This window comes from Sphingomonas aestuarii (assembly GCF_054457155.1).
Window position 1 is genome coordinate 21,686 of sequence record NZ_JBTKVV010000001.1, and the last position, 13,064, is coordinate 34,749.

Annotated in this window: 14 protein-coding genes; 5 read left to right on the forward strand and 9 right to left on the reverse strand. The window is 64.5% G+C overall.

Annotated elements, in window-relative coordinates; genetic code table 11:
• Positions 1-80: 80 nt before the first annotated feature.
• The 5 genes from rodA to ACX0GZ_RS00135 form a co-directional block, all read right to left on the reverse strand.
• On the reverse strand, positions 81-1,184 hold the full coding sequence (gene rodA / locus ACX0GZ_RS00115) for a rod shape-determining protein RodA (protein ID WP_458813258.1): 1,104 nt from the start codon (positions 1,182-1,184) through the stop codon (positions 81-83).
• 5 nt (positions 1,185-1,189) lie between these two features.
• Complete coding sequence (gene mrdA / locus ACX0GZ_RS00120; protein WP_458811881.1) at positions 1,190-3,211, reverse strand: penicillin-binding protein 2; 2,022 nt, start codon at positions 3,209-3,211, stop codon at positions 1,190-1,192.
• Positions 3,208-3,717 carry a rod shape-determining protein MreD gene (gene mreD / locus ACX0GZ_RS00125; RefSeq protein ID WP_458811884.1) on the reverse strand — a complete coding sequence of 170 codons (510 nt, stop codon included), beginning with the start codon at positions 3,715-3,717 and terminating at the stop codon, positions 3,208-3,210. Before mreD ends, mrdA begins: the two co-directional genes overlap by 4 nt.
• Complete coding sequence (gene mreC / locus ACX0GZ_RS00130; protein ID WP_458811887.1) at positions 3,714-4,607, reverse strand: rod shape-determining protein MreC; 894 nt, start codon at positions 4,605-4,607, stop codon at positions 3,714-3,716. The genes mreD and mreC overlap by 4 nt, the downstream gene beginning before the upstream one ends.
• Positions 4,608-4,678: 71 nt before the next feature.
• Positions 4,679-5,719 carry a rod shape-determining protein gene (locus tag ACX0GZ_RS00135; RefSeq protein WP_458811890.1) on the reverse strand — a complete coding sequence of 347 codons (1,041 nt, stop codon included), beginning with the start codon at positions 5,717-5,719 and terminating at the stop codon, positions 4,679-4,681.
• A 150-nt stretch (positions 5,720-5,869) separates the two neighbouring features.
• Here ACX0GZ_RS00135 and mutL point away from each other — a divergent pair, with 150 nt between their 5' ends.
• Positions 5,870-7,711, forward strand: a complete 1,842-nt coding sequence (gene mutL, locus ACX0GZ_RS00140) for a DNA mismatch repair endonuclease MutL (protein WP_458811892.1) — start codon at positions 5,870-5,872, stop codon at positions 7,709-7,711.
• Between the two features lie 101 nt (positions 7,712-7,812).
• Positions 7,813-8,346, forward strand: coding sequence for a hypothetical protein (locus ACX0GZ_RS00145; protein ID WP_458811895.1), 534 nt, complete (start codon positions 7,813-7,815; stop codon positions 8,344-8,346).
• A gap of 367 nt (positions 8,347-8,713) precedes the next feature.
• On the opposite strand, the gene rplI is transcribed toward ACX0GZ_RS00145, so the two are convergent.
• The 4 genes from rplI to ACX0GZ_RS00165 form a co-directional block, all read right to left on the reverse strand.
• Entirely contained in the window at positions 8,714-9,334 is a 621-nt protein-coding gene (gene rplI / locus ACX0GZ_RS00150) for a 50S ribosomal protein L9 (RefSeq protein ID WP_458811898.1), read from the reverse strand.
• Positions 9,335-9,345: 11 nt separating this feature from the next.
• Positions 9,346-9,570 carry a 30S ribosomal protein S18 gene (rpsR, locus tag ACX0GZ_RS00155; RefSeq protein WP_010543816.1) on the reverse strand — a complete coding sequence of 75 codons (225 nt, stop codon included), beginning with the start codon at positions 9,568-9,570 and terminating at the stop codon, positions 9,346-9,348.
• A gap of 12 nt (positions 9,571-9,582) precedes the next feature.
• Positions 9,583-9,990: a 30S ribosomal protein S6 gene (rpsF, locus tag ACX0GZ_RS00160; RefSeq protein WP_458811905.1), complete on the reverse strand. Its 408-nt coding sequence runs from the start codon at positions 9,988-9,990 to the stop codon at positions 9,583-9,585.
• A gap of 206 nt (positions 9,991-10,196) precedes the next feature.
• Positions 10,197-10,652, reverse strand: a complete 456-nt coding sequence (locus ACX0GZ_RS00165) for an RcnB family protein (protein WP_458811908.1) — start codon at positions 10,650-10,652, stop codon at positions 10,197-10,199.
• 230 nt (positions 10,653-10,882) lie between these two features.
• Here ACX0GZ_RS00165 and fabD point away from each other — a divergent pair, with 230 nt between their 5' ends.
• From fabD to ACX0GZ_RS00180, 3 genes are all read left to right on the forward strand, one after another.
• A complete protein-coding gene (gene fabD, locus ACX0GZ_RS00170) occupies positions 10,883-11,818 on the forward strand; it encodes an ACP S-malonyltransferase (RefSeq protein ID WP_458811911.1) in 936 nt (311 codons plus the stop codon).
• Between the two features lie 88 nt (positions 11,819-11,906).
• Positions 11,907-12,644: a 3-oxoacyl-[acyl-carrier-protein] reductase gene (fabG, locus tag ACX0GZ_RS00175; protein ID WP_458811914.1), complete on the forward strand. Its 738-nt coding sequence runs from the start codon at positions 11,907-11,909 to the stop codon at positions 12,642-12,644.
• Positions 12,645-12,747: 103 nt separating this feature from the next.
• Positions 12,748-12,984, forward strand: coding sequence for an acyl carrier protein (locus ACX0GZ_RS00180; protein WP_140047144.1), 237 nt, complete (start codon positions 12,748-12,750; stop codon positions 12,982-12,984).
• The last annotated feature ends 80 nt before the right edge of the window (positions 12,985-13,064 follow it).

Below are 13,064 nucleotides of genomic sequence, written 5' to 3' on the forward strand. Positions count from 1 at the left end.
TCCGATGGCCAGCCGTTTCGTTTGGAAGCGCGCGGTTAGCACCGGGGTTTGGGGTTGGCAACCGCCTTTTGCGACAAAAATTACCAGCGTTGGACTTTACGGCTTTCGCGGTCGATGGCGAAGAGGATGCCGAGCGCGAACATTACCGTCATCATCGAGGATCCGCCGTGGCTGATGAAGGGCAGGGGGATGCCGGTGACCGGCGCCAGGCCCATCACCATCAGCAGATTGATCGCAACGTAGAAGAAGATCGTCGCCGAAATCGCCGCAGCGGTCAGGCGTTCGAATTTGGTCTTGGCGCGCATCGCAACGCCGACGCCCCAGACACACAGCGCGACGAACATCGCGATCAGCGTGACGCCGCCGACCAGCCCGAATTCCTCCGCCACCAGCGCGAAGACGAAATCGGTATGCCCTTCGGGAAGGTAGTTGAGGTGGACCTGAGTGCCGTTCAGGAAACCCTTGCCGAACAGGCCGCCCGATCCGATCGCGATTTTCGACTGAGTGATGTGATAACCCGCGCCCAGCGGATCGGCTTCGGGGTCGAGGAAGATCAGCACGCGCTTCTGCTGATATTCGTGCATGCCATATTCGATCATCAGCGGGATCGCGATCGCCGCCGTCAAGCCGCCCGCAACGAACAGCCGAAGCGGTACTCCCGCCAGGAACATAATCGTCGCGCCGCCCGCGATAATCATGACGGCGGTGCCCAGGTCAGGTTGGATCAGCACCAGCGCCGCGGGCACCATGATGAGGATCGCAGCAGGCCAGATCGCACTGAATTTCCGTGTCTCTCCGGCAGGCAGCATTTCGTAGAAACGCGCCAGCGCCAGCACCATCGTCAGCTTCATCAATTCGGATGGCTGGAGGCGCATGAAACCCAGATTGAGCCAGCTTTGCGCGCCGCCCGCGGTGTGTCCGATAAATTCGGTGAGAACGATCAGGAACAGCGCGGCGCCGTAAGCCGGAAATGTCAGGCGCCGATACCAGTCGATCGGAATGCGCGACATCGCCATTGCCACGCAGAAGAAAAAGCCGAAACGGATGCCGTGGCTGAACGCCCAGGGCGTCATGCTTCCTCCGGCTGCCGAATAGAGCATCAGCACGCCGAACCCGCCGAGCGCAAGGACCAGGAGTAGCGCTCCCCACGGCAAGCGCATGACGGGGGCGGGGACGATCGACAGGCTGGTCATTCGGGAACGGCGGCAGGCGTTGGGGTCGCCGTTGGGGTGGCAGTCGGGGCGGGGGTGGGGGTCGCGGTTGGTGCCGGGAACGTCCCCGGCGGCGTCGACGCGGCGGGATCAGCCGCGATCCCGGCGGCGATCGCCTGACGCTGGGCGAGGAACACCGCCTGTTCCTTGGCCATGCGTTCCGAAATCGTGCCGCCCCATTCCTTTTCCATCGGCGCGAGCACATCCATCGCCTTGTTCCGGTCGAACAGGAAGGTCAGGCAGTCGCGCGCGACTGGCGCTGCCGCGCCGGAGCCCGACATTCCGTGTTCGATGACGACTGCGACCGCATAGCGCGGGGCATCGACCGGCGCGAAACCGACGAACAGGCCGTGGTCGCGATATTTCCACGGCACGTTGCGCCCGCCGCGCGCCATGCCCTGCAAGCGGCGGACCTGCGCGGTGCCGGTCTTTCCGCCCATGCGGATGTCGGGAAAGGGGAGTTTGGAGCGCCCCGCCGTGCCCGCGCCGTTGACGACCTCGTCCATGCCGGACCGCACCGCGGCGAGATGTTCAGGCGAGAAGCCGAGCAAGCCCGGAGCGCCGACCTGTCCTGCGATCATGTGCGGAACGAGCGCACGGCCCGAGGCGATACGAGCGGTGGACAATGCAAGCTGGAACGGGCTGACCAGATAATAGCCCTGGCCGATGGCGGCGTTCAGGCTGTCCGACTGAGTCCAGGCCTGTTTCCATCGGCGCTGTTTCCATTCGGGGTCGGGCACGGTGCCGTAACGCTGCGACGGCATCGGCAGGTCGAATTGTTCGCCGAACCCCAGCTTGCGCGCGGCCTCCGCCATCGCGTCCATGCCGATTTCGCGACCCAGCGCGTAGAAATAGGTGTTGCACGACCGCGCGATGGCGGTGTGCATGTTCATCGGCCCGTGCCGACCAAGGCACCCGAAGCGACGATTGCCGAGCTGATAGCCGCCGGGACAGTTGATCCGGCGTTCGGGGTCGATCCCCATCGACTGGATCGCCAGCGCATGGGTGGGCTTCAGCGTCGATCCGGGGGGGTAGAGCCCCTGCAACGCCTTGTTGGTCAGCGGCAGATGGTCGTTTTCGGACAGCATCGCCCATTCGTTGCGGCTGATCCCGTCGGAAAATGCGTTGGGATCATAGGCCGGCATCGAGGCGAGCGCGAGCACGCCGCCGGTCAGGCAGTCGATCACCACGACCGATCCCGATTCGGTGCCGAGCCGCCGCGCGGCATATTCCTGCAAGCCAGCGTCGATCGTCAGTTTGACGGTGCCGCCCTGGCTGTCGGGACGGGTGTCGAGTTCGCGGACCAGCCGCCCGCGTGCCGTCACCTCGACGCGCTTGGCGCCGGGGACGCCCTGCAATTTGTCCTCCAGCACCTTTTCGATGCCGTCCTTGCCCAGCTTGAACCCCGGCGTGTTCATCAGCGGGTTCTTGGTTTCCAGAAACTGTTCGCGGGTCGCCGCGCCGACATAGCCGACGAGATGACCCACGGCGGCGCCCGCCGGATAATAGCGGGCAAATCCGCGCGTCGGCGATACGCCGGGCAGTTCGGGCAACCGCACGCTGACTGCGGCGAAGCGTTCCCAGTCGAGATTCTCGGCGACCGGCACCGGGCGGAACCCCGATGCGCCCTCCAGATCCTCCATGATGCGTTCAACATCGTCGGCGGTCAGCGCCAGCAGATCGCGGAGCTGGCCGACGACGCGTTCCTTGTCCTCGATCCGGTCGGGGATCAGGTCGACGCGGAAATCGGTGCGGTTGCTGGCGATCGGCGCGCCGTTGCGGTCGACGATCCACCCTCGGCGCGGCGGGATCAGGGTGATGTTGACCCGGTTGCTGTCGGCGAGCAGCGCATAGCGTTCATTCTCGGCGATCGACAGCCAGCCCATCCGCCCGGCGAGCACCAGGCCAAGCGCGGCCTGTCCCCCGCCGACGACCATCGCGCGGCGCGAAAAGCTGAAACTCTGGGCCGCTTCGCTGACGATGCGTGCGGGTCCGCTCATTCGGCTACTCGCGGGTCCCAGCGGGCGACGAGAAGGGCGATCAGGGGGTAGAATGCCATCGCGATCAAAATCTGTACCAAAAGCACGGTGTCGACATGCGCGGCAAAGCCGGTCGCGACCAGCCGTCCCGCCACCAGCACGAATGCGACGCCCCCTGCCGCAATCGCGAAGTCATGCCAGAAACTCCGCCATACCAGCCGCGCGTCGATGATGTCGATGGCCAGATAGGCGATCGTCCACAATAACATGGCACTGCCGAGCGGCTGGCCGGAGACGAGATCGTCGAACAGCCCCAACGGCACCGCCGCCCAGGTCTTGAAGCAATCGGGCCGCCTGAGCCGCCACGCAATAAGTAGCATCAATCCGAAGGGCGGCAGGAACGGGACGGTGGCGATGATCGGGATGAGCGTCAGCAGCGATCCCAGCATGACGGTGACCGGAGCCAGCCAGACTTCGCGGCCCGGCGGGTCGGGCTCGCCGATCCGCGAGGCGTTGATCGGCGTCACGGAGCGTCGATTCCGGGCGCGGGTTCGGCCTGGGTGGCGGGTTCGGGCGGCGGCTGAAACGCACTTTGCACCAGCGCGAAATCGAAGGCGTTGGGGCTCGCCATCGGGCGCGCCAGGCTGGCGTCGTCGGCGTTGCGCATCACCCGCGCAACCGGCACATTGGGCGGGTAGAGGCCGCCCGTGCCCGAAGTGACGAACAGGTCGCCCGAATTGAGCGGAATGTTGGCGACGTTCGCCGAGCGGATGTCGATAAGCCCGTCACCGCGGCCGATGGCGAGTGCGGGGAGGCCGTCCCGTGCGCGGCGCACCGGCACGATGCTTTCGGTGTCGATCACCAGCAGCACGCGCGCGGTATTGGGGCTGACCTCGACGATGCGTCCGATCAGGCCTTCGGGGCCGCGCACCGGCTGGCCGACGCGAACGCCGTGACGCGATCCGGCATTCAATGTGGCGAAACGGCGCGTGCTGGAGGCCGACGAATTGACGAGGCGCGCGGTGACGATGCCCTGAACCGGCACGTCCTGAACGCGGAGAAGCGCACGCAGCCGGGCGTTCTCGCGATTGATCGACTGGGCCTGGACCAGCACGGGACGGGTGGCCTTTACTTCCGCGCGAAGCTGTTCGTTTTCGCCCATCACGAAGAAATAATGGCCGATCGCCTCGGGCACGTTGCCGACCGAACGGCGCACCCAGTCGAGTGCCGAAGAGATCGGAGTTGTCGCTTCGCGGATGCCGCCGCGCAGATGCTGATAGGCGGGGGGATTGATCGCCGACAAGGCAAGCAGGATAGCGCCGAGAAGCGCGCCCGCGCCGGCGATCACATAGCCCAGAAACAGACTATATTGCGCCCGCCTCGAAAAGCCCGGACGCCTGTTGCGTTGCGGCGCCATGCGCCCCCCAGCGTTTCAGCGTCCGGCGGTGAGGCCGCTGCTGCCCCACCCGCCGAACGCGCCTTCGAAACTTAAACGGCGAGCAGCACGCCGCGATAGATCGGGTCTTCCAGTGCGCGACCGGTGCCCAGTGCGACGCAGGTCAGCGGGTCTTCGGCAACCGACACCGGCAGGCCGGTCTCGTCGCGCAGCACTTCGTCCAGACCCTGAAGCAGTGCGCCGCCACCGGTGAGGACAATGCCCTGATCGACAATGTCGGCGGCGAGTTCGGGCGCGGTGTTTTCCAGGGCGATTCGAACGCCTTCGACGATGGTGTTCACCGGCTCTGCGAGGGCTTCGGCAATTTGGCCCTGGTTGATCTGAATTTCCTTGGGCACGCCGTTGACCAGATCGCGGCCCTTGATGTGGATGGTCTGGCCGATGCCGTCGGCGGGCGGCTTGGCGATGCCGACTTCCTGCTTGATGCGCTCGGCGGTCGCCTCGCCGATCAGCAGGTTGTGGTTTCGGCGGACATAGGAAACGATCGCTTCGTCCATCTTGTCGCCGCCGACGCGGACGCTGGTCGAATAGGCGAGGCCGCGCAGCGACAACACCGCGACTTCGGTGGTGCCGCCGCCGATATCGACGACCATCGACCCGATCGGCTCGGTCACCGGCATGTCGGCGCCGATCGCGGCGGCCATCGGTTCCTCGATCAGGAACACCTGGCTTGCGCCCGCATTCGACGCCGCGTCGCGGATCGCGCGGCGCTCGACGCTGGTCGAGCCCGACGGCACGCAGATCACGATCTGGGGCCAGCGGACGAAGCGGCGCTGGCCGTGCACCTTTTGAATGAAGTGCTTGATCATCTGTTCGGCGACGTCGATGTCGGCAATCACGCCGTCGCGAAGCGGGCGGATCGCCTCGATCGAGCCAGGCGTCTTGCCCATCATCAGCTTGGCGTCGTCGCCGACCGCCTTCACCTTGCGCACGCCGTTCAGCGTTTCGACCGCGACCACCGACGGTTCGTTGAGGACGATGCCGCGCCCGCGCAGATAGACGACGGTATTCGCCGTCCCGAGGTCGATCGCCATATCGTGCGACATGAATTTGAAGAATCTGGAAAAGAACATCGCTTCGCCCGTCGTCGGCCGACAAGAATGATGGTCGGCAGGTCCACCCGTTATCCTTGACCTGTCCCCACCGCTGCCGGAAATGCGGCATCGATCGAGCAGTGCGGATGCGGGTCGCGGAAGCCCGCCGCTTGGGCTAGAGCGGCACCCATGTCAATACGCCGCCTGCCTTCGCATCTGGTCAATCGTATCGCCGCCGGTGAAGTGGTCGAAAGACCCGCCAGTGCGTTGAAGGAACTGGTCGAGAATGCGATCGACGCAGGCAGCGCACGGATCGTCGTGCGGCTGGCGGGCGGCGGCATCGACGGGATCGAGGTGATCGACGACGGCTGCGGGATGTCGGCCGCCGACATGGCGCTGGCGCTGGAGCGGCATGCGACGTCGAAATTGCCCGATGACGCCATCGAGAATGTGACGACGATGGGCTTTCGCGGCGAGGCATTGCCGTCGATCGCCAGCGTGGCGCGGCTTACGATCGAAAGCCGGGTGCGCCCTTCGACAGGCTCAGGACAGGCGGCGGCGGACGGCTGGCGGCGGGTCGTGGACAATGGCGATTTGGTCGAGGAGGGGCCTGCTGCGCTGCCGCCGGGGACGCGGGTGAAGGTCGAGGGGCTGTTCGCGCGTGTTCCCGCCCGGCGCAAGTTCCTTCGAACCGCGCGCAGCGAATATGCCGCGTGCGTCGATGTGGTGAAGCGTCTGGCGATGGCGCGCAGCGATATCGGTTTTACGCTGGAGCATGACGGGCGGCGGACGTTGCACGTCCAGCCCGGCGAAAGCGCGCCCGACCGCGTGGCGGGGCTGACCGACCGGGCGCTGGTCGAGAACAGCGTTGCGATCGATGCCGAGCGTGAAGGGGTGCGGCTGGGCGGGATCGCGAGCCTACCGACCTTCAATCGCGGGGTGGCGGATCACCAATATCTGTTCGTCAACGGCAGGCCCGTGAAGGACCGGCTGCTGATCGGCGCGGTGCGCGGTGCCTATGCCGAGATGCTGGCGCGCGACCGCCATGCGGTTGTCGCGCTGTTCCTCGACGTGCCGACCAGCGAGGTGGACGTGAACGTGCATCCGGCGAAGACCGAAGTGCGGTTCCGCGATCCGACAATGGTGCGCGGGCTGATCGTCGGCGGCCTGCGTCGCGCGCTGGACGAGGCGGGCCATCGCAGCGTGCAGCGACCGAGCGACGCGGCACTCGGCATGTGGCGCGCGGAACCATCTAACCCCTCCCCTTCAGAGGAGGGGTTGGGTTGGGGCCTCGCCACTGAAGCCGCACCCTTGTGGGACCGCCCCACCCCAAATCCCTCCCCTGAAGGGGAGGGGCTTTATCATTTCCGCGACTCGCGCCCGACCTTCCTCTCGCCCCCGCCAATGGCCCGGGCGGAGGCCGCCGCAGAACCCGTCCCCTCAACCGTTCAGCATCCGCTGGGCGTCGCGCGCGGGCAGGTGGCGAAAACCTATATCGTCGCCGAGGCCGATGACGGGCTGGTGCTGGTCGATCAGCACGCCGCGCACGAACGGCTGGTGCTCGAACGAATGCGTTCGGGTCTTGCGGGTGGGAGGATCGCCGCCCAGGCGTTGCTGATCCCGCAAGTCGTCGAACTCGACGAGGTGGCGTGCGATCGGCTGGAGGCGCGCGCGGTGGAATTGGCGGAATTCGGCCTCGACCTCGAACGCTTTGGCCCCCGCGCGGTGCTTGTGCGATCGTCTCCGGCGCTGCTGGGGAGCGGCGACCCGACCGGTCTGGTCACCGACCTGGCCGACGAACTCGCCGCGTTCGACGAGGCGTTGTCACTGAAGGAGCGCCTCGATCACGTCGCCTCGACGATGGCCTGCCACGGATCGGTGCGGGCAGGGCGGGTGCTGTCGGTCGCGGAAATGAATGCGCTGCTGCGCGAAATGGAAGTCACCCCGCATTCGGGCCAATGCAACCACGGCCGCCCGACCTGGGTGAAACTGGCGCACGGCGATATCGAGAAGTTGTTCGGGAGAAAGTAAGTTCTCATCTCGTTTCCGAAGGATAAGGGTCAATTGCGATAGTTCCAAATTCTTCGGTCAGACCACGTCAGCAATCTCAACCTCTACAAGCAGTCAAAAATATGCGCATCGATCTCCGGGCTAAGGCATTCCCAGGTTTATTGGAGGCAGTTGGCTTGGCGGTTATACATTTTGACGCGATGGAACGCGCGATACCGTCTGTGTTTCGCGCTGCGCTGAACGTCAGTACAGGTTTTCAGCGAAACATTTTCACAGTCACACGTGGTCTCGATACGCATCTAAAGCTGGCGGAGGCTGCCGTCGAAGAGGGGGCCGCAGATTTTCTTGATCGGTGGAGATTAATCGCCAAGCGGGTGCGCTCACTTTCGGAACTACGGGGCAAGGTAGCTCATTCTGGCATTTCTATTTACGGGGGTGGCGTCATAGTCGATTTGGATGAGGACGGAAAACCCACGGGAATTTTACGGCGGGCGGGACCGCCCACCGCCTCCTTGTTGAAAAGTACCCGAGGTAGTTCTGAACAAATTTCGGAAAAAGAAGTGCGGCAACTTGCCGCCGATATTTTGGTTATTGAAGGCGATATCAGGCAGCTAGCAGCAGATATAACGGCTTCTCGGCCACCACCGTCTTCTTAGTCCTTAACCGCCTCTGGCTTAACGGCTTGACTGCGAAAAAAGGTCAACCGATCCCGTTTCGCGCTGGCTGATTTACGACACCTTTGTCCCTACGCAACCATTCGTCGCCCTGAGCATTCTACCCGTCGAACAGACAGGTGAACGATGGTTAAGCAGATTTTCCCGGTTATTCTTGCGCTTATCCCGCTGGTGGCGGTGTGTGGGGCGGTTGTGGCTTGTCCGTGAGTTGGGTGCAGCATCCTTCGACAGGCTCAGGGTGAGCGCGGTCTAGACGAACGATCGATAACCGCGATCGACAACGCAAAAGGGCCGCTCCGGTATCTCCGGGGCGGCCCTTTCGTTTGTCTGGCTTCGGTGGTTGAGCGGCTTAGGCCTGCTCTTCCTCCGATGCTTCGTTTGCGTCGTCCGAACCCGCATCGCCTTCGGCTGCGGCGAATTCGCCCGGCTCCAGGTTGGGGTCGCGGTCTTCGGTGAAGCCGGCGGTGTCCTGCTCGAACATCGCGGCCATCACGTCGACGCCCTGTTCCTGCATTTCGGCTTCTTCAGGCGAACGTGCGACGTTGACCTTGACGGTCACCGACACTTCCGGGTGCAACGCGACCTTGACGTCATAGACGCCGATCGACTTGATCGGCTTGTCCAGGACGATCTGGTTCTTGGCGATCTTGTGGCCTTCGCCTTCCAGCGCTTCGACCAGATCGCGGACCGCAACCGAACCGTAGAGCTGGCCGGTGTTCGATGCCTGACGGATCAGGGTGACGCTAGCGCCGTCGACCTTCTTGGCGTCCTTTTCGGCATCGGCGCGCTTCGCGGCGTTGTCCGCCTCGATGCGTTCGCGGTTCGCCTCGAACACCTTCTTGTTGGCTTCGTTGGCGCGCAGCGCCTTCTTGTTGGGCAGGAGGAAGTTACGGGCATAGCCGTCCTTCACCTTGACCACGTCGCCGATGGCGCCGAGCTTTTCGACGCGTTCCAGCAGAATGATATCCATGCGGGCGCTCCTTACTTAACGATGTAGGGCAGCAGGCCCAGATGACGGGCGCGCTTGATGGCCTGGGCCAGTTCGCGCTGCTTCTTCGCGCTCACCGAGGTGATGCGCGAGGGGACGATCTTGCCGCGTTCGGAGACGAAGCCCTGAAGCAGGCGAACGTCCTTGTAATCGATCCGGGGCGCGTCCTTCGCGGAGAAGGGGCAGCTCTTGCGGCGGCGGAAAAAGGGTCGTGCCATGTTCGCTACTCCTTACTGGTCGCCGCCGTCGCGGTCGCGACGGGGGCCACGATCACCGCGGTCGCCACGATCGCGGCGGTCGCCGCGCTCGCCACGGTCGCTCTTGCGCATCATCACCGAAGGGCCGTCTTCGAGCGCATCCGTGCGGATGGTCATGTAGCGGATCACGTCTTCGTTGATGTTGGTCTGGCGCTCCAGCTCGGCCACGACGTCGCCGGGCGCGTCGATTTCGAGCATCACGTAATGCGCCTTGCGGTTCTTCGCGATGCGGTAAGCGAGGCTGCGAAGGCCCCAGTTTTCGGTCTTTACGACCTTGCCCTTGTGATCGGTGACGATCTTGGCGGCGTTTTCCGCCAGTGCGTCCACCTGCGCCTGTGCCAGATCCTGGCGCGCAAGGAAGACGTGCTCATAGAGAGCCATAGCTTCTTCTCACTGTTGGCCGATCGCTGATCTTCGCGCCCATCGCGAGATCCCTCCGGCTGTCGTCTAGGTCAATGAATCAAGGGCGCGGGACGATCGTCCTGCACCCGTGATCCCGCGCACCTTACGGATTTGGCCCGCCAACGCAAGGAAAAAGGCGGCGTGCCGTTTCCGACACGCCGCCCTTCGCTGGGGTATGCGCTACCTTAGTTGAAGATCGCGCCGCCGATGACCGCGCCGATCAGGCCGCTGGCGATCGAGATCAGGACCGCGTCGTTGCCCGACTGGACCCACTGGTAACCGCGGGGCGGGGCATAGACGCCGCGACGCTGATACTGGCGGTAGTCGATCTGGCGATAGTTCGCCGCATAGCGCCGGTCGAAACGCTGGCCGCGCTGCCACTGGCGATGCGCGATCCGCTGCTGCTGACGGATGGCCCGCTGCTGCTGGATTGCCCGCTGGTTCTGGCGGACGATTACGTTCTGGCGAACATTGCGCTGGTTGTTGTGCTGAATCACCTGGCGCTGCTGATAGCCGGGACCACGATTGATGACGACGGTCGCGTTCGGGCGTTCGCGGACGATGGTGCGCTGCTGCGCGTCGGCCGCGGCGGGAACCGCGAAGATCGAAGCGGCGATGGCTGCGATGGCGAGCTTTTTCATGTGCCTTACTCCTCGTTTGAACTCACGTGCCGCCGGTTGTGCGGCGATGAGGACAATCTGGGGGGCGGGTGTCGCAGGCGATTGTCGCAAAGGCCGTGAATTGGTCGCAAAAGGTCGCAAAACTGCGGGTTTGATGAACCTGCGTTCAGAACCGGGCGTCGCGCGCGGCTTGCAAGCCGGTTTTCCAGCGCATAGGCGCGGTCACTTCACGAATTAAGAGGGTTGGGACCGTGCGTGCATTCATCTTTCCGGGGCAGGGCAGCCAGTCGGTCGGTATGGGCCAGGCGCTCGCCGCCGCGTCGCCGGTCGCTCGCGAGGTGTTCCAGGAAGTCGACGAGGCGCTGGGGCAGCATCTGTTCAAGCTGATGACCGAGGGGCCGGAGGCCGAGCTGACGCTGACCGAAAATGCCCAGCCTGCGATCATGGCGCATGCGATCGCGGTGCTGCGGGTGATGGAGCGCGAAGGCGGAATGCGACTGGCCGACAAGGCGGATTTCGTCGCGGGCCATTCGCTGGGCGAATATACCGCGCTGTGTGCGGCGGAGGCGATCGACCTGGCGACGACCGCCCGGCTGCTCAAAACGCGCGGGCGCGCGATGCAGGCGGCGGTGCCGGTGGGCGAGGGGGCGATGGCCGCCGTGCTGGGTGCGGATCGTGACAAGGCGCAGGCGATTGCCGATGCCGCGGCGGAGGGCGAAGTCTGCACCGTCGCCAACGACAATGATCCGTCGCAGGTGGTGATTTCAGGCGCGAAGGCCGCCATCGAGCGCGCGCTGCCGCTGGCAAAGGAAATGGGGGCCAAGCGCGCGATTCTGCTGCCGGTGTCCGCACCGTTTCATTGCCCGCTGATGCAGCCCGCCGCCGACGTGATGGCCGACGCATTGGGCGCGGTCGCGGTGCAGGCGCCGCTGGTGCCGCTCTACGCCAACGTCACCGCGGCACCCGTCGCCGACGCGCAGACGATCAAGGCACTGCTGGTCGAACAGGTGACGGGAATGGTCCGCTGGCGCGAATCAGTGATTGCAATGGTGGACGCAGGCGTGAGCGAGTTCGTCGAGATCGGCGGCAAGGTGCTCGGCCCGATGGTGAAACGCTCCGCGCCGGATGCGACGACGGCGAGCGTGATCTCGATGGACGATATCGAGGCGTTGCTGAAGGGGATGTAAGAAGCCTGCCTTCCCAGCAGATGCTGGAGGATCATGCGGCTTGATATTCCAGCTTGCGCTGGAATGACGATTGTTTCGGAGAGAGTTTATGTTCGACCTTACAGGCATGACCGCGCTGGTGACCGGCGCTTCGGGGGGGATCGGTTCGGCGATCGCCAGGGCGCTGGCGGGGCAGGGGGCTCGGCTCGCGGTTTCGGGGTCGAATGCGGAGAAGCTGGAGGCGTTTCGCGCCGAATTGGGTGGCGATCATGTCGCCCTGGCGTGCAACCTGTCCGACGGTGCCGAGGTCGATCAGCTCGTTCCGCGCGCGGTGGAGAGTTTGGGAAAGCTCGATATTCTCGTCAACAATGCCGGGGTGACGCGCGACAATCTGGCAATGCGGATGAAGGATGACGAATGGGATCAGGTTATCCGCGTCAATCTGGAAGCCGCGTTCCGGCTGTGCCGTGCGGCGGCCAAGCCGATGATGAAGGCGCGGTTCGGGCGGATCGTGTCGATCACGTCCGTGGTGGGCACGACCGGCAATCCGGGTCAGGCCAATTATGCGGCGTCGAAGGCCGGGTTGGTCGGCATGTCCAAGGCGCTGGGCCAGGAACTCGCCAGCCGCGGGATCACCGTCAACTGTGTCGCGCCGGGCTTTATCCGGTCGGCGATGACCGATGTGCTGCCGGATGCGCAGAAGGCGGCGCTGCTCACCAAGATACCGGCGGGCGATCTGGGCGATGGTGCGGATATCGGCGCGGCGGTCGTTTATCTCGCCTCGAAGGAAGCCGGTTACGTCACCGGCCAGACGCTGCACGTCAATGGCGGCATGGCGATGATTTGATCGGGCCACGAGACACCTGCCCCCCTTGCCACCACGCGGACGGCGTTCTACGTGCGTTCAGGAATCACCCAATTTCAAAGACCCAATCGAGAAGGAACAGGGAATGAGCGAGACTGCCGATCGCGTGAAGAAGATCGTCGTCGAGCACCTCGGCGTCGAAGCCGAAAAGGTGACCGAAGATGCGAGCTTCATCGACGACCTGGGCGCAGACAGCCTCGACATCGTTGAGCTGGTAATGGCGTTCGAAGAAGAATTCGGTGTCGAAATCCCCGACGATGCCGCCGAAAAGATCACGACCGTCAAGGACGCGATCACCTATATCGACGAACATCAGGCCTGACGCGCGTTCGCGCACAGGCCGCCCCGTAAAGGGGGCCGGATGTGTTTCAGACGGCCTCCCGTCCTGCGGCTTGCGCTTGG